14 protein-coding genes are annotated in these 15,095 nt (G+C 71.9%); 7 read left to right on the forward strand and 7 right to left on the reverse strand.

Annotation, left to right across the window (positions count from 1 at the left end; genetic code table 11):
- Positions 1-13: 13 nt before the first annotated feature.
- The 4 genes from ACQP09_RS00485 to ACQP09_RS00500 are packed head-to-tail and all read right to left on the reverse strand — an operon-like array spanning position 14 to position 4,027.
- Complete coding sequence (locus ACQP09_RS00485) at positions 14-1,180, reverse strand: thiolase domain-containing protein (RefSeq protein WP_433395005.1); 1,167 nt, start codon at positions 1,178-1,180, stop codon at positions 14-16.
- On the reverse strand, positions 1,173-2,225 hold the full coding sequence (locus ACQP09_RS00490; RefSeq protein WP_433395007.1) for a thiolase domain-containing protein: 1,053 nt from the start codon (positions 2,223-2,225) through the stop codon (positions 1,173-1,175). Before ACQP09_RS00490 ends, ACQP09_RS00485 begins: the two co-directional genes overlap by 8 nt.
- Complete coding sequence (locus tag ACQP09_RS00495; protein ID WP_433395008.1) at positions 2,226-3,173, reverse strand: Zn-ribbon domain-containing OB-fold protein; 948 nt, start codon at positions 3,171-3,173, stop codon at positions 2,226-2,228. It lies immediately after the preceding gene.
- A gap of 23 nt (positions 3,174-3,196) precedes the next feature.
- On the reverse strand, positions 3,197-4,027 hold the full coding sequence (locus ACQP09_RS00500) for a crotonase/enoyl-CoA hydratase family protein (protein ID WP_433395010.1): 831 nt from the start codon (positions 4,025-4,027) through the stop codon (positions 3,197-3,199).
- A gap of 166 nt (positions 4,028-4,193) precedes the next feature.
- On the opposite strand from ACQP09_RS00500, the gene ACQP09_RS00505 reads away from it, so the two are divergent.
- A complete protein-coding gene (locus ACQP09_RS00505; protein ID WP_433395012.1) occupies positions 4,194-5,813 on the forward strand; it encodes an acyl-CoA synthetase in 1,620 nt (539 codons plus the stop codon).
- A 55-nt stretch (positions 5,814-5,868) separates the two neighbouring features.
- Here the strand turns inward: ACQP09_RS00505 and ACQP09_RS00510 are convergent, their stop codons facing one another.
- The gene (locus ACQP09_RS00510) at positions 5,869-6,429 is read right to left on the reverse strand and encodes a TetR/AcrR family transcriptional regulator (RefSeq protein WP_433395014.1); all 561 of its coding nucleotides are present in this window, start codon (positions 6,427-6,429) and stop codon (positions 5,869-5,871) included.
- A 175-nt stretch (positions 6,430-6,604) separates the two neighbouring features.
- Between ACQP09_RS00510 and ACQP09_RS00515 the strand changes: the two genes are divergently transcribed.
- Positions 6,605-7,468, forward strand: coding sequence for an MBL fold metallo-hydrolase (locus ACQP09_RS00515; RefSeq protein ID WP_433395016.1), 864 nt, complete (start codon positions 6,605-6,607; stop codon positions 7,466-7,468).
- A 3-nt stretch (positions 7,469-7,471) separates the two neighbouring features.
- Here the strand turns inward: ACQP09_RS00515 and ACQP09_RS00520 are convergent, their stop codons facing one another.
- Positions 7,472-8,992, reverse strand: coding sequence for an alpha/beta fold hydrolase (locus tag ACQP09_RS00520; protein WP_433395017.1), 1,521 nt, complete (start codon positions 8,990-8,992; stop codon positions 7,472-7,474).
- A gap of 162 nt (positions 8,993-9,154) precedes the next feature.
- Here ACQP09_RS00520 and paaK point away from each other — a divergent pair, with 162 nt between their 5' ends.
- The 5 genes from paaK to ACQP09_RS00545 all read left to right on the forward strand — a co-directional run bounded on the left by paaK (position 9,155) and on the right by ACQP09_RS00545 (position 13,967).
- Positions 9,155-10,450, forward strand: a complete 1,296-nt coding sequence (gene paaK, locus ACQP09_RS00525) for a phenylacetate--CoA ligase PaaK (protein ID WP_433395019.1) — start codon at positions 9,155-9,157, stop codon at positions 10,448-10,450.
- Between the two features lie 178 nt (positions 10,451-10,628).
- Positions 10,629-11,522, forward strand: a complete 894-nt coding sequence (locus ACQP09_RS00530; protein ID WP_433395020.1) for an ABC transporter substrate-binding protein — start codon at positions 10,629-10,631, stop codon at positions 11,520-11,522.
- A complete protein-coding gene (locus ACQP09_RS00535) occupies positions 11,519-12,397 on the forward strand; it encodes an amino acid ABC transporter permease (protein WP_433395022.1) in 879 nt (292 codons plus the stop codon). Before ACQP09_RS00530 ends, ACQP09_RS00535 begins: the two co-directional genes overlap by 4 nt.
- A complete protein-coding gene (locus tag ACQP09_RS00540; RefSeq protein ID WP_433395024.1) occupies positions 12,394-13,146 on the forward strand; it encodes an amino acid ABC transporter ATP-binding protein in 753 nt (250 codons plus the stop codon). The genes ACQP09_RS00535 and ACQP09_RS00540 overlap by 4 nt, the downstream gene beginning before the upstream one ends.
- A gap of 116 nt (positions 13,147-13,262) precedes the next feature.
- Positions 13,263-13,967 carry a GPR1/FUN34/YaaH family transporter gene (locus ACQP09_RS00545; protein ID WP_433395026.1) on the forward strand — a complete coding sequence of 235 codons (705 nt, stop codon included), beginning with the start codon at positions 13,263-13,265 and terminating at the stop codon, positions 13,965-13,967.
- Positions 13,968-14,009: 42 nt separating this feature from the next.
- Here ACQP09_RS00545 and ACQP09_RS00550 read toward each other — a convergent pair whose 3' ends face one another.
- Positions 14,010-15,029, reverse strand: coding sequence for an endonuclease/exonuclease/phosphatase family protein (locus ACQP09_RS00550; RefSeq protein ID WP_433395028.1), 1,020 nt, complete (start codon positions 15,027-15,029; stop codon positions 14,010-14,012).
- Positions 15,030-15,095 lie beyond the last annotated feature (66 nt).

Raw genomic sequence — 15,095 nt, forward strand, 5'->3', positions numbered from 1 at the left:
GGCCCCGGGGCCGTCACCCCGGCGGAGGCTGCGATCCGACGAGCCACATGGCGAAGAACTGCGCCCCGCCGCCGTAGGCATGGCCGACCGCCCGGGCGGCCCCGTCGATCTGGTGCTCGCCGGCCCGTCCCCGTACCTGGAGGGCAGCCTCGGCGAAGCGGATCATGCCGGACGCACCGATGGGGTTGGTCGACAGCACTCCGCCCGACGGGTTGACCGGGAGGTCGCCGTCGAGTTCGGTGACGCCCGCCTCGGTGAGCTTCCAGCCCTCGCCCTCGTCGGCGAAGCCCAGGTTCTCCAGCCACATCGGCTCGTACCAGGAGAACGGGACGTAGATCTCGGCGGCGTCGATCTCCCGGCGCGGGTCGGTGATCCGGGCCTGCCGGTAGACGTCGGCGGCGCAGTCCTTCCCGGCCTGTGGTGAGACGAAGTCCTTGCCGGCGAAGAGCGTCGGTTCGCTGCGCATCGCGCCGCCGTGCACCCAGGCGGGCGGGTGGGGCGCGCGGGCGGCGCCGGCGCGGTCGGTGAGGACCATCGCGCAGGCCCCGTCGGAGGAGGGGCAGGTCTCGGAGTAGCGGATCGGGTCCCAGAGCATGGGCGACCCCTGGACCTTCTCCAGCGTGATGTCCGTGTCGTGGAGGTGCGCGTACGGGTTCTTGAGCGCGTTGCGGCGGTCCTTGTACGCGACGAGGGAGCCGACCGTGTCCGGTGCTCCCGTCCGGCGCATGTACGCGCGCACGTGCGGCGCGAAGAAGCCGCCGGCCCCGGCCAGCAGCGGCTGCTGGAAGGGGACCGGCAGGGAGAGGCCCCACATGGCGTTGGACTCGGACTGCTTCTCGAAGGCGAGGGTCAGGACGGTCCGGTGGACACGGGCGGCGACCAGGTTGGCGGCGACGAGCGCGGTCGAGCCGCCGACCGAGCCCGCCGTGTGGACGCGGAGCATCGGCTTGCCGACGGCTCCGAGCGCGTCGGCGAGATACAGCTCCGGCATCATGACGCCTTCGAAGAAGTCGGGCGCCTTGCCGATGACGACGGCGTCGATGTCGCTCCAGGTCAGTCCGGCGTCCTCCAGGGCCCGGACGGCCGCCTCGCGGACCAGTCCGGCGATCGAGACGTCGTGCCGGGCCGCGACGTGCTTGGTCTGGCCGATGCCGACGACGGCGACGGGCTCCTTAGCCATGAGCGCTCTCCCCTTCCAGGACGGCGACCAGGTTCTGTTGCAGGCAGGGCCCGGAGGTGGCGTGGGCGAGGGCCCGGTCGGACGCGCCGCGGTGGATGCGGGCGGCGGCCTCGCCGAGCCGGATGAGGCCCGCGGCCATGATCGGGTTGGCGGCGAGTGCGCCTCCGGACGGGTTGACGCGGGTGTCGTCGCCGAGTTCGAGGGCCTTGCGCAGGACGACCTCCTGCGAGGTGAACGGGGCGTGCAACTCGGCGGTGTCCACGGGGCGTTCGAAGGCTCCGGCGTGCTGGGCGGCGAGCCGGGTGGAGGGTGAGTCGGTCAGGTCGCGGACGCCGAGGCTGTGGGCCTCGATGCGGTGGTCGATGCCCCGGATCCAGGCGGGCCGCGCGCACAGGGAGCGGGCGGTGTCCCCGGCGGCGAGGACCACGGCGGCGGCGCCGTCGCCGATGGGCGGGCAGTCCCCGGTGCGCAGCGGGTGTACGAGGTGATCGCCCGCGGGGACGTCGCCGGTGAGCTGGGCGTACGGGTTGGTGGTGGCGTCGGCGCGGCTGCGGGCGGCTATGGAGGCGAGGGCCGCCTCATCGGTGTGGCCCGCGTCGATGAGCGCCTGCGCCTGGAGAGCGGCGAGCGCCACGCAGTCCGGCCAGAGCGGCGCGAGGTAGTACGGGTCGAGCTGGCGGGTCAGGACGTCGCGGACCTGGCCGGGCGAGGACTTGCCGTACGAGTAGACCAGCGCGGTGTCCGCCTCGCCGGTCATGATCTTCACCCAGGCCTCGTACAGCGCCCAGGCCCCGTCCATCTCGACGTGCGACTCGGAGATCGGCGGGTGCGCGCCGACGCCGTCGAGCGCCATGGTGAAGGAGAAGGCCCGCCCGGCGAGGTAGTCGGCGGAGCCGGAGCAGGTGAACCCGATCTCGTTGGCCCTCAGGCCCGTCGCCTCCAGGACCTCGTGGAGGACGGGCATCAGCAGGTCGACCTCGGAGAGTTCGTCCGTACGCCGCCGGTGCGGGCTCTGGGCGAAGGCGACGATCGCCACGTCTCGCATCTACACCAGCTCCTTGTACGTGTCGTAGTCGGCGTCGGGCTCCCCGGTGGGCCGGTAGTGGTCGGGGTGGCGGGCGCCCTCGGTCCAGACGGGCTCGACGCGCAGGCCCATGCGGACCTGGTCGTACGGGATGCCGGCGATGCGGCCGTGGAGGGCGAGGTCGGCGCCGTCGAGGGCGATGTGGGCGTAGACGTAGGGAACTTCGATGTCCAGATTCTTCGCTTTGATGTTGACGATGCAGAAGGTGGTGACGGTGCCGCGCGGGCCGACCTCCACCTGTTCGGCGGTGGCGATGCCGCAGGTGGGGCAGGCTCCGCGCGGCGGTACGTAGACCTTGCGGCAGGCGGGGCAGCGTTCGCCGACGGTGCGGTGGCCCTCCAGGGCCTTGAGGTAGGCGCTCTGGGCGCGGCCGGGGGTGTGGGTGTAGTCGAGGCGGGCCGGGACGGTGATACCGGTGATCGGGTCGGTGAACTCCCCCTCGTGCAAGGGAGGTTCGGTCGGGCCGGGGTCACCGTCGTACGGCTCGAAGCAGGCGATGTCGGAGATGGCGCCGGTGCGTGTGGCGGCCCAGCGGATCCGGACGCGCATCCCGGTGTGTACGGCGTCGGGTCCGGGCGCGTCCAGCGCGTGCAGGAGCGCGGTGCCCGCGCCGTCGAGGCGGACGAGCACCCAGGCGAACGGGGTCTCCAGCGGCTGGGCGCGGCGCGGCGACGGGTTCCAGGCCCAGGTGGTGACGGTGCCGGTGGCGGCGACCTCCACCAGCTCGCGGAGTTCGTTCGCGGTGACGGGGTCGTACTCGACGGGCGGGACGAGCACCGTGCCGTCGTCCGTACGGACACCGAGGACGGTGCGCTCGCGCAGTCCGGTGAGGAAGGCGCTCTGGACGGGGCCGAGGGAGCGGGTGAAGGGGAATTCGACCACCAGCGGGGCGCTGAGGATCTCGGTCATGGCTCTCTCCAAGGACTCAGGGTTCAGGCGCGGCGGTAGACGGGCGGGCGCTTCTCGGCGAAGGCGCGGGCGCCCTCCTTGGCGTCCTCGGTCGCGAACACGGGCCAGCCGCGCTTGAGTTCGGCGGCCAGCGCCTCGCTCTCGGTCAGCTCGGCGCCCTCGTAGACCGAGGCCTTCACCGCCTCCACGGCGAGCGGCCCGCAGGCGTTGACCCGCTCGGCGACGGCGAGGGCCTCGTCCAGCGCGGTGCCGTCGGGGACGACGCGGCCGACGAGCCCGATGGCGGAAGCCTCATCGGCGGTGTACGGGCGGCCGGTGAGGAGCATTTCCAGGGCGTGGGTACGCGGGATCTGGCGCGGCAGCCGGACGGTGGAGCCGCCGATCGGGAAGAGGCCGCGCCGGACCTCGAAGAGGCCGAAGGTGGCGCCCGCACCGGCGATTCGGATGTCCGTTCCCTGGAGGATCTCGGTGCCGCCGGCGACACACGGCCCCTCCACGGCGGCGATCACCGGCTTGCGCGGCCGGTGGTGGCGCAGCATCGCCTTCCAGTGCAGGTCCGGGTCGGCGGCCATCCGCTCCCGGTACTCCTGGCCTTCCATCCCGTCGCCCGCCAGCGCCTTGAGGTCCATGCCGGAACAGAACGCGCCGCCCGCACCGGTCAGGACGACCGAGCGCACCTCGTCGTCGGCGTCGGCCGCGAGCCATCCGTCGTACAGGCCGACGAGCATCGGCAGCGACAACGCGTTCCTGGCCCGCGGCCTGTTCAAGGTGAGCACCATGGTGGCGCCCCGGCGCTCCACGGTGAGGTGTTCCGTACCGAGGCCTTCCGTACCGACGTGTTCCGTACCGCCCATGACGAACTCCCGTCTGCAGACCTGGAACAGGTTGCAGTAGGCGGGGTCGCAGTTCAATAGTTTTCTGACAGTCAGTCAGATTCTTTCGACGCAGCCCCTTCCCACTTGTGCCGACCGGCGCTCTAATGACGGCCGAGTCGCCAGTCATCCGGGGTCAGGAGGAACGGTGGAGTACAACCTTGCCGACCTGTTCGAGTCGATCGTCGACGTGGTCCCCGACCGCGAGGCGCTCCTGTACGTGGACCATCCCGGTACGGGTGCCGAGCGGCGCCTCACGTACGCCGAACTCGACGCCGCCGCCAACCGGATCGCCCACCACCTCATCGACGCGGGCCTCCGCCCGGGCGAGCACCTGGGGCTGCACCTCTACAACGGCATCGAGTATCTCCAGGCGGTGCTGGGAGCGTTGAAGGCGCGGCTGGTGCCGGTGAACGTCAACTACCGGTACGTGGAGGAGGAGCTGGTCTACCTCTACCGGGACGCGGACCTGGCGGCGCTGGTCTTCGACGGCGAGTTCGACGAGCGGGTGGCGGCGGCCTCCGGGCAGGCTCCGGCCCTGCGCCATCTGGTCCGGGTGGGGTCCGCAGCCGCGCCCCCGGGCCTGGAGGCGGTCCCCTTCACCGAGGCCGAAGCGTCCGGCTCCCCCTCGCGCGGCTTCGAACCACGTTCCGCCGACGACCAGTTCATCATCTACACCGGCGGCACGACGGGCATGCCGAAGGGGGTGATGTGGCGTCAGGAGGACCTGTTCTTCTCCGGACTCGGTGGCGGTGCGCCGACCGGTGAGCCGGTGAAGAGCCCGCAGGAGCTGGCGGAGCGGGTGGCGGCGGGCGGCGACGGCATCAGCTTCTTCCCCACTCCCCCGCTGATGCACGGCACCTCGACGCTGACCGCGTTCATCGGGTTCAACTTCGGCCAACGGGTGATCGTGCACCGGAAGTTCGCCCCCGAAGAGGTGCTGCGGACGATCGAGAAGGAGAAGGTCACCAGTGTGTCGCTGGTGGGTGACGCGATGCTGCGGCCGCTGATCGACGCCCTCGACGGGCCGCTGCGCGGGACGGACTGCTCGTCGCTGTTCTCCGTCTCCAGCTCCGGTGCGATCATGTCGGACTCGGTGCGGGCGGAGTTCCAGGCGCTCGTGCCGACCGTGATGCTGCTCAACAACTTCGGCTCCTCCGAGTCCGGCTTCAACGGGACGGCCACCGCCGACTCCGGCCCTGAGCGCGGCTTCCGGGTCCAGGTCAACTCCCGTACGGCGGTGGTCGATCCGGCGACGTACGAGCCGGTGGCACCGGGCGAGGTGGGCCGGATCGCGCAGCGCGGCCATGTGCCGCTCGGCTACTACAACGACCCGGCCAAGACCGCCGACACCTTCTTCCGCAAGGGCGACGAGCGGTGGGTGCTGCTCGGCGACATGGCGACCGTCGACGCGGACGGCATCGTCACCGTGCTCGGCCGGGGCTCGCAGTGCATCAACACCGGTGGTGAGAAGGTCTATCCGGAGGAGGTCGAGCAGGCGCTGAAGGCCCATCCGGACGTGTACGACGCGCTGGTGGCGGGTGTTCCCGACGCGCGCTGGGGCAGCAGGGTCGCCGCTGTCCTCGAACTGCGCGAGGGCGCTCCTGCGTTGGGCCTGGAGGCGGTGCAGAGCCACTGCCGGACCCGGCTCGCCGGCTACAAGATCCCGCGCGCGCTGGTCCTCGCCGACCGGATCCAGCGCTCGCCGAGCGGCAAGGCGGACTACCGCTGGGCGAAGGCGGTGGCGGCGGCCGCGGTGGAGAGCTGAGCCGGCAGGTGGGGAGCCCAGTCGCGGCAGATGGGGAGCTGAGCCGGCGGGAGGTTCAGCGCCCGCCGAGAGCGTTCGCCACCAGTTCGCGCGCGTACGCGGCGTCCGGCGGGCCGGGGCGGAAGAGGATGCGGTACATGACCGGTGCCACGACTCGGTCGATGACCAGCTCCGTATCGGGCACCGGTTCACCGCGGTGCGCGGCCCGGGTCAGCATGGTGTCGATCTGCTCCGCGGCGTACCCGGAGCAGCGGCCGGCGTTGGAGCCGTCCGGGGCACCGAGGAGCGCGTCCCTGACGTAGGCGCGCCCCGAGGGGGAGGCCATCTCGTCGGCGAACTGCTCGGCCCACGCGTCGAGGTCGGCCCGGAGGCTGCCGAGATCGGCGGGGTCGGCCTCCGGGCGCAGCCGTTCGACCGCGACATCGGAGAGCAGCTCCTGGAGATCGCCCCAGCGGCGGTAGACGGTGGACGGCGTGACGCCGGCCCGGGCAGCCACCACGGGGACGGTGAGCGCGTCCCGGCCGACTTCGCCGACGAGCTCACGGACGGCGCTGTGGACGGCCTCCTGCACACGTGCGCTGCGCCCGCCGGGGCGGGCCATCGGCTTGGGGCTCATGCGCTCCACCGTAACGCTCGATGCACCTAAAAGCGAAGTGTTTGCTTTAACTGGCCGCAAGCCCTACGGTCGACTAAAGCAAACGCGTTGCTTTTAGCTCGGGAAGGAAGAACCTCCTGTGACCAGGCCACTCCGAACAAACCCGTCCGCCGCGCACACCGTCCCCTCGTGGTCCGTGGGCGACCACACCGTCCGCCGCATCGACGAGTCGGCGTTGCCGCCGGAGACCGGACCGTGGCTGCTGCCCGGAGCGACGGCCGATGTCGTAACTCGAACGCCCTGGCTGCGGCCCGACTTCGCCGACGAGGAGAGCGTCCTCCGCCTGGCGAGCCACAGCTTCGCCGTCGAGGTGGACGGCGTACGGATCCTGGTGGACACGGGCATCGGCAACGGCAAGCAGCGGGCCAATCCCGCCTGGCACGAGCTGCAGAGCGATTACGAGGAGCGGCTGCGGGCGGCGGGCTTCGCCCCGGAGAGCGTCGACCTCGTCGTCCTGACCCATCTGCACACCGACCACGTGGGGTGGAACACGCGGGCCGAGGGCGACGACTGGGTGCCGATGTTCCCCAACGCGCGCTATCTCACCGACCGTACCGAGTGGGACCACTGGGCCGGCACCGAGATGGACGAGCCGCGGCGGCAGATGTTCCGGGACTCCGTGCACCCGGTCCGGGAGGCGGGGCTCCTGGACCTCGTCGACGTCGCGGAGGAGGGTACGGACATCGCTCCGGGCGTACGCCTGCTGCCGACGCCCGGCCATACGCCGGGACAGGTGGCGGTGGAGCTGAGCAGCCGGGGCGAGAAGGCGCTCATCACCGGCGACAGCATCCACCACCCGGTCCAGCTGGCCCATCCGGACATCTGCAGCTGCGCGGACCTCGCACCCGACCTCGCCGCCAGGACCCGGCACCGCCTGCTCGACTCCCTCGCCGACACCCCGGCCCTGCTGCTCGGCACCCACTTCCCGCCGCCCACCGCCGGATACGTGCGGCGCGCGGGCGACGCGTACCGGCTGGTCCCGGTCCCGCCGCAGCACTGACGGTCAGCCCAGGCCGAACGACCGGAGCGCGGCGAGGAACTCCTCCGGCCGGGTGGTGTGGACGAGGTGGCCCGCCTCGATGGTGACGAACGTGCCTCCGGGAATGGTGTCCGCCATCCGGGCGAGCTGCTTCTGGTCGATGTGGCTGGTGGGGCCGCCGCCGATGACGAGGGTCGGCGCGGTGATCTCCGCCAGCCGCTCCCGGCCCGCCGGGTCGGGGTCGTTGAGCTGGGCGTCGGTGTCCGGGACGACGGACCAATCGAAGTCCAGCTCGCCTTCGGGCCGTTCGGCCGGCGGGCGGGGCTGGTCGAGCGGGAGGAGCGGCGGGGCGTCCTCGATGACGAGCCGGCCGATGAGTCCCGGTTCGCGCTGGGCGAGGAGGTAGGCCGCCACTCCCCCCATGGAGTGCCCGATCACGGTGGCGCCGGCCAGGTTGCGGGCCTCCAGGAAGGCGTGCAGGTCGTCGCGGAAGAGCTCGAAGGAGTAGCGGCCGGGCCAGTCGCTGAGCCCGTGGCCCCGGAAGTCCGGTGCGTACACGCGGTGTTCGGCGGCGAGCGCCTCGGCGATGCGGGTCCAGGTGAGGGAGGAGCCGGCCCGGCCGTGGAGGAGGACGACCGGCGGCGCGGCGGGCTCGCCCCACACCCGGTAGGCGAGCCGGACCCCGCCCGCACGCACGGTGAGGAGGCCGGGATCGAGGAAGGCCGCCACGGTACGGGAGAAGCCGCCCGGGTCGTCGAGCCACGGGAAGTGCCCCGCGCCCCGCTGGACGGTGAACTCGCCGTACGGGAAGAGCGCGGCCAGCTCCGTCGCCCGGTCCGGGCTCGGGACGCCGTCGTACTCACCGGCGAGCACGAGCACCGGCACGGGCAGCTCGCGCAGGGCGGGGACGGTGGCGGCGGGGTCGTACGCGCCGTCGTCGAAGCGGCCGCGCGCCTCGGCGTTGGTCTGCCCGGCGGAGGCGGCGGCGTGGGCCCGGGCCGCGTCGTCCCAGCGGCCGTAGGTGAGCGGCCGGACGGCGGGCCACAGCTCGGCGAAGGGCCCGCCGGCGAACAGCGCCTCCTGGGCGGCCCGGGCCTCGGCGTACCAGGGTTCACCGCTGCGCAGCTCGGCGGCCTCGCGGAGGTCCTGGTCGGTGACGGGGATGCCGACGGCCCGGGTGGCCGGGGTGATGAGGGTGAGGGTGCGCAGGCGGTCCGGGTGGCGGGCGGCGTACAGCAGGGCCAGGCTCGCGCCGGCGGAGTGGGCCAGCAGGTCGATCCGGTCCAGGCCGAGGTGTTCGCGCAGCGCCTCCACGTCGTCGACGAGCCGGTCGCAGCGGTAGGTCGCGGGGTCCTCGGGTGCGGCGGATCCGCCCGTTCCGCGCAGTTCGAGCAGGACCAGCTGCCGTACGGCGGAGAGCCCGCCGAGATCGCCGAGGTACGCGCTCGCCCGCATGGGCCCGCCGGGCAGCACGATCAGCGGCTCGCCCTCCCCGACCAGGTGGTAGGCGAGCGGAGTGGTGTCGTACGCGGAGAAGATCGGCATGCCGTCCATCCAACAGGAACGCCTGCCGGGCCGGTACCGGCCTTCGCCGTCAGCCGATCCGGGGGTTCACCCCCTTGCCAGCTCCCCCGGTCTCCTGAATTACTGGTCCTGGAGAGATCGACCGAATGGTCGGTCGTCCGCTTCGGGAGAGGAAGGGCCCTGATGACAGCCATGCTGGACGCGGCGGAACAGCTGAGCCGCACCGACCTGGAGGCCCTCCAGCTCGAACGGCTCCGCACCACGCTCCGCCACGCCTACGAGAACGTGCCGTTCTACCGGTCGGCGTTCGACGCCGCCGGGCTGCGGCCCGAGGACTGTCGTACGCTCGCCGACCTCTCCCGCTTCCCGTTCACGGCGAAGGCCGACCTTCGCGACCACTATCCCTTCGGCATGTTCGCCGTGCCGGAGCGGGACGTCCGCCGCATCCACGCCTCCAGCGGCACGACCGGCCGGCCGACCGTCGTCGGCTACACCGAACGGGACCTGGACACCTGGGCGGACGTGGTCGCCCGGTCGATCCGCGCGGCGGGCGGAAGGCCCGGCCACAAGGTCCATGTGGCGTACGGGTACGGGCTGTTCACCGGTGGCCTCGGCGCGCACTACGGGGCCGAGCGGCTCGGCTGCACGGTGATTCCCGCGTCCGGCGGGATGACCGCGCGCCATGTGCAGCTGATCCAGGACTTCCGGCCCGAGATCATCATGATCACGCCGTCGTACATGCTGACCCTGCTCGACGAGTTCGAACGGCAGGGCGTCGACCCGCGCACGACCTCCCTCAAGGTCGGGATCTTCGGTGCGGAGCCGTGGACCGAGGCGATGCGCCGGGAGATCGAGGAGCGGTTCGCGATCGACGCCGTCGACATATACGGGCTCTCCGAGGTGATGGGCCCCGGGGTGGCGCAGGAGTGCGTGGAGACGAAGGACGGGCTGCACATCTGGGAGGACCACTTCTACCCGGAGGTCGTGGACCCGTTCACCGGTGAGGTGCTGCCGGACGGGGAGGAGGGCGAGCTGGTCTTCACCTCGCTCACCAAGGAGGCGATGCCGGTGATCCGCTACCGCACCCGCGACCTGACACGGCTGCTGCCGGGCACGGCCCGCACGTTCCGCCGGATGGAGAAGGTCACCGGCCGCAGCGACGACATGGTGATCCTGCGCGGGGTCAACCTGTTCCCGACGCAGATCGAGGAGATCGTGCTCCGTACGCCCGCCGTCGCCCCGCACTTCCAGCTCCTGCTGACCCGGCAGGGCCGATTGGACGCGCTGACGGTACGGGCGGAGGCGCGGGCGGACGCGACGGCGGCCGAGCGGGAGAAGGCGGCGTTCGCGATCGCGGCAGCGGTGAAGGACGGGGTCGGGGTGTCGGTGGGCGTCGAGATCGTGGAGCCGGAGTCGCTGGAGCGCTCGGTGGGCAAGATCCGGCGGATCGTGGACCTGCGGGAGTCCGGGACGGGGTGACCGCCCACGTGACCGGTGGGTTCACGGCGAGGTGACCCCCAGGTGACCGGTGTGTTCACGGCGAGGTGAGCAGCGCTGGTGACCGGTGTGTTCACATCACCGCAACACCCGTTCCCACTATGCGGACACCTGCTCGAAAATCTCGACAGCGAGGGCCGCGCACTGCCAGTCTCCCGCTATGCATCTCGCCAACCGTTCCCTGGTCACCACGGTCACCGCCGCCTGCTCCGCCGTCGTCCTCTGCGCCGCGCTGACCAGCTGCGCGCCGCAAGCGGAGGAGAAGCCGAAGGCCTCGGGTCAGGCCGGTGCGACGACCGAGGCGTGCGCGCCGGGCGGGCTCGCCACCGAGGTCGAGGGGAAGCTGACCGTCGGCACGGACAAGCCCGCGTACGCGCCCTGGTTCTCCGACGACGAGCCGTCCAACGGCAAGGGGTTCGAGTCGGCGGTGGCGTACGCCGTGGCGAAGCAGCTCGGTTACGGCCGCGATGCGGTGGTCTGGCAGCACGTGCCGTTCAACAGCGCGTTCGCGCCCGGCGCCAAGAAGTTCGACTTCGACATCAACCAGGTCTCCATCAGCGAGTCCCGGAAGAAGGCCGTGGCGTTCTCCTCCGGCTACTACGACGTCCGTCAGGCGGTCGTCGCGCTCAAGTCGTCGAAGGCGGCCGGAGCGAAGAGCGTGGCGGATCTCAAGGACGTCAAGCTGGGCGCCCAAGTGGGCACCACCAGCCTGGAGTTCATCGACGACCTGGTGAAGCCGGACACCAAGCCGGCCGTCTACCAGCGCAACGACTTCGCCAAGTCGGCCCTGAAGACCGGCCAGGTGGACGCCATCGTGGTGGACCTGCCGACCGCCTTCTACATCACCGGGGCCGAGGTGCCGGAGGCGAAGGTCGTCGGCCAGTTCCCGAACTCGGCTGAGACGCCTGAGCAGTTCGGCCTGGTCCTGGACAAGGAGTCCCCGCTGACCTCCTGCGTGAGCGGCGCGGTGGACGCCCTGCGGAAGGACGGCACGCTCGCCGCCCTGGAGAAGGAGTGGCTCTCCGACGCCGTCGACGCGCCGGTGCTCAAGTGACCCTGCACAAGGCGCTGCCCGGCGAGGACAGCTACGTCCCGTCCGAGCGCCGGATCGCCCGCGAGCGCCACCGGCGGGCCCGTACCCGGCGGGCGACGGCGATCGCCGCGACCAGCACGCTGGTGGTGGGCGCGGTGCTGTTCCTGCTGATCACAGGCTCGCCGGGCTGGGACCGTACGCAGGAGACGTTCTTCAGCCCGCACTACGCGCGCGTCGCCCTGCCGCAGGTCCTGGAGGGCCTGTGGCTGAACCTCCGGCTGCTGGCGGTGTGCGGCAGCGCCGTGCTGGCGTTCGGCCTGCTGCTGGCCGTGGCCCGTACGCTGCGCGGGCCGGTCTTCTTCCCGATCCGGGCGCTGGCCACCGCCTACACCGACTTCTTCCGTGGACTGCCGCTGATCATCTGCCTGTTGATGGTGGTCTTCGACGTGCCGGCGCTGCGCCTGGAGGGCGTGACGAACGATCCGGTGCTGCTGGGCGGGGCCGCGCTGGTCCTGACGTACTCGGCGTACGTGGCGGAGGTCTTCCGGGCCGGCATCGAGTCCGTGCACCCCTCGCAGCGGGCCGCCGCGCGGTCGCTGGGGCTCGGCAGCGGCCAGACGCTCCGGTTCGTCGTGCTGCCGCAGGCGGTGCGCCGGGTGGTGCCGCCGCTCCTCAACGACCTGGTCTCCCTCCAGAAGGACACCGGGCTCGTCTCGATCGCCGGGGCGGTCGACGCCGTGTACGCGGCGCAGATCATCGCCAGCAAGGACTTCAACTACACGCCGTACGTCGTGGCGGGCCTGGTGTTCGTCGCGCTGACCATCCCGATGACCCGGCTCACCGACTGGGTGACGGCCCGGATGGACCGGCGGCGGGCCCAGGGAGGACTGGTATGAGCACCGCGCCCGTGCTGCGGATGGAGGCGGTCCGCAAGTCGTTCGGTACGTCGCTGGTGCTGCGGGACGTGGACCTGGAGGTCGCCCCGCACACCGTGACCGCGCTGATCGGCGCCTCCGGCTCCGGGAAGTCGACCCTGCTGCGGTGCGCCAACCTCCTGGAGGAGATCGACGACGGGGCGATCTGGCTGGAGGGCGAGGAGATCACCGACCCCCGGACGGACGCGGACGCGGTGCGCCGGCGGATCGGGGTGGTCTTCCAGGCGTACAACCTCTTCCCGCACCTCACCGTCCTGCAGAACATCACGCTCGCCCCGCAGCGCGTCCACGGCCTCTCCCGCGCCGAGGCGGAGGCGCGGGCGCGCGAGCTGCTGGAGCGGCTGGGGCTCGGGGCGAAGGCGGACGAGTACCCGGACCGGCTCAGCGGCGGCCAGCAGCAGCGTACGGCGATCGTCAGGGCGTTGGCGGTACGGCCCCGGCTGCTGCTCCTGGACGAGATCACCGCCGCCCTGGACCCTGAGCTGGTGGGCGAGGTGCTGGGCCTGGTCCGTGAGGTGAAGGACGAGGGCATGACGATGGTGATCGCCACCCACGAGATGGCCTTCGCCCGCGAGGTCGCCGACCAGGTCTGCTTCCTGGACGCGGGGGTGGTGCTGGAACGCGGGACACCGGGCGAGGTGTTCGGCGCGCCGCGCGAGGAACGTACGCGGAAGTTCCTGCGGCGGATCGTGGAGGCGGGACGGCTGTGAGAGGTGCCGCGCTCCGGGCCTCCCACCGGCGCGCCGGCCTCCGCCCGGCGGGACGCGGGTGAGATCGGAGGCGACGCCGTGCCCGGGAGCCGGTCCAGGACTCGTACGCTTGCGCGGTGTCCCAGGATTCCGGCCCGAACGGCCCCTCAGAACCGCTGACCACCGACGCGGTCACGCGCATCGTGCTCCGACCGATCGCCAGCCCGCTGCCGCTGGGCTTCTTCGCCCTCGGCATGGGCAGCACGGTCCTGTCCTCGCTCCAGCTCGGCTGGGTACCGGCCGCGCAGAGCAGCATCCTTCTGCTCCTCGTCCTCATCTTCGTCGTGCCGCTCCAGCTCGTCGGCGGGATCTTCGCCTTCCTGGCCCGCGACGCGGGCGCCGGTACGGCGCTGCTGCTGCTCGGTGCCGCCTGGGCGGGGACGAGCGTGACGTCCCTGGACTCGCCGCCCGGCAAGCCGGTTATGGCCCAGGCCGTCTTCCTCCTGGCCCTCGTCCCGTTCGTGCTCGCGCTCGCCGGGGCGGCCGCGCAGTCCAAGCCGCTGTTCGCCGTCCTGCTCACCCTGACCGCGGTGCGCTTCGCCCTCACCGGCCTCTACGAGGCGGGCCTCGGGAACACGCTCCAGGTCGCGGCGGGCTGGACCGGTCTCGGCATCGGCGTCTTCGCGCTCTACGGCGGGCTCGCCCTGCTCGTCGAGGACGGCAAACAGCGCACCGTGCTGCCGCTCTTCCGCCGCGGGAAGGCCCGCGAGTCCATCGAGGGTGACCTGCGCGAACAGCTCACCGAGGCCCAGCAGGAGGCCGGGGTCCGCCACCAGCTGTGAGGCCCTCCGGAGGGCGGACGCCCGCCGGAGGCTGTGCCGGGCTCAGCAGCGGTCCGCGCTCCAGCTCAGCTCGGCGTAGACGGCGTTGTGGTCGGACCGCCGGCGGTGGACCTCCGCCCACCTGGCGTCCTCCTCGGCCTGGCTGGTGACCTGCGCGGGCTCTCCCCGGTCCTTGTAGACCTCTCCGGCACCGACGACGCAGCGCAGGCCCGTGCCGTGGAAAAGGTGGTCGATGGGGAGGTTCCGGTGACCCCGTCCGGGCTCCGCCGACGGCCCCAGGACCGGGCTGTAGGCGGTGGTGAACTCCGTCCGGTGGAGCGTGCTCGTCCGGCGGTCCACCGGGACGGCGTCGGTGAGGCCGCCGGTGTACCGCTCGAAGACCTGGTTCAGATGGGTTCCGGCCGTGTCGTCGTTCCTGGTGGAGTTGAAGTCCCCCGCGAGGACGGTGCGGGTGCCCAGCGGCAGCTGCCGGGTGATCCCCTCGGCCAGCCGGTCCACCTCCCGCCGCTGCCGGGGGCCGTCACCGTGCGCCAGATGCACGTTGACGACCGTGACCCGGTGGCCGGTCTCCTTCCGCGCGAACTGGGCCCAGGGAAAGACCTTCGTGTCACGCTGCGGTTCCCCGACCCCGACCCCGCCGCCGTCGGTCCTCGTCAGGGTCGCGGTGTTGTACAGAATCCAGCGCTGGTCCTGCTTCTGGGCGATCCGATACCCCGGGAAGGCCCTTTCCAGCTTCTCGCCGTTCCCCTCCGGTCCCGTACTGACCTCCTTGTAGTACGCCTCCTGGAGCGCGAGCACATCGGGGCGCTTCGTGCCGGCGTCCCGTCCGATGACCCACTCGCCGATCTGGGCGAGGCGCGCGTCGGTGCCGGAAAGTCCGTACGCCTGGGCGCACTTGGTGTTCATGCAGACGTTGTACGTGAGCAGGCGGACGGTTTCCGGGTCCGGATTGTCCGCGACGACCGCGTGCGCGGGCGCCCCGGCACCCGAGCAGATCAGCAGCGACGCCAGCGCTACGGCGACCACGCGGGCCCGACGACCACGCGACGACTCGACGGCCATGTCCCGCTCCTCCCGACGGCCAGGACAGTCTCGCAGAAGGAGAACGCGACCACCGGTCGACCGCCG

Source organism: Streptomyces sp. CA-146814 (genome assembly GCF_050942385.1).
Lineage (GTDB): Bacteria > Actinomycetota > Actinomycetes > Streptomycetales > Streptomycetaceae > Streptomyces.

Excerpts from the sequence above, each read along its gene's own strand:
- ACQP09_RS00485 (WP_433395005.1), bottom strand. The coding sequence starts at position 1,180 with ATGGCTAAGGAGCCCGTCGCCGTCGTCGGCATCGGCCAGACCAAGCAC.
- ACQP09_RS00490 (WP_433395007.1), bottom strand. The coding sequence starts at position 2,225 with ATGCGAGACGTGGCGATCGTCGCCTTCGCCCAGAGCCCGCACCGGCGG.
- ACQP09_RS00495 (WP_433395008.1), bottom strand. The coding sequence starts at position 3,173 with ATGACCGAGATCCTCAGCGCCCCGCTGGTGGTCGAATTCCCCTTCACC.
- ACQP09_RS00500 (WP_433395010.1), bottom strand. The coding sequence starts at position 4,027 with ATGGGCGGTACGGAACACGTCGGTACGGAAGGCCTCGGTACGGAACAC.
- ACQP09_RS00510 (WP_433395014.1), bottom strand. The coding sequence starts at position 6,429 with ATGAGCCCCAAGCCGATGGCCCGCCCCGGCGGGCGCAGCGCACGTGTG.
- ACQP09_RS00520 (WP_433395017.1), bottom strand. The coding sequence starts at position 8,992 with ATGCCGATCTTCTCCGCGTACGACACCACTCCGCTCGCCTACCACCTG.
- paaK (WP_433395019.1), top strand. The coding sequence starts at position 9,155 with ATGACAGCCATGCTGGACGCGGCGGAACAGCTGAGCCGCACCGACCTG.
- ACQP09_RS00530 (WP_433395020.1), top strand. The coding sequence starts at position 10,629 with ATGCATCTCGCCAACCGTTCCCTGGTCACCACGGTCACCGCCGCCTGC.
- ACQP09_RS00540 (WP_433395024.1), top strand. The coding sequence starts at position 12,394 with ATGAGCACCGCGCCCGTGCTGCGGATGGAGGCGGTCCGCAAGTCGTTC.
- ACQP09_RS00550 (WP_433395028.1), bottom strand. The coding sequence starts at position 15,029 with ATGGCCGTCGAGTCGTCGCGTGGTCGTCGGGCCCGCGTGGTCGCCGTA.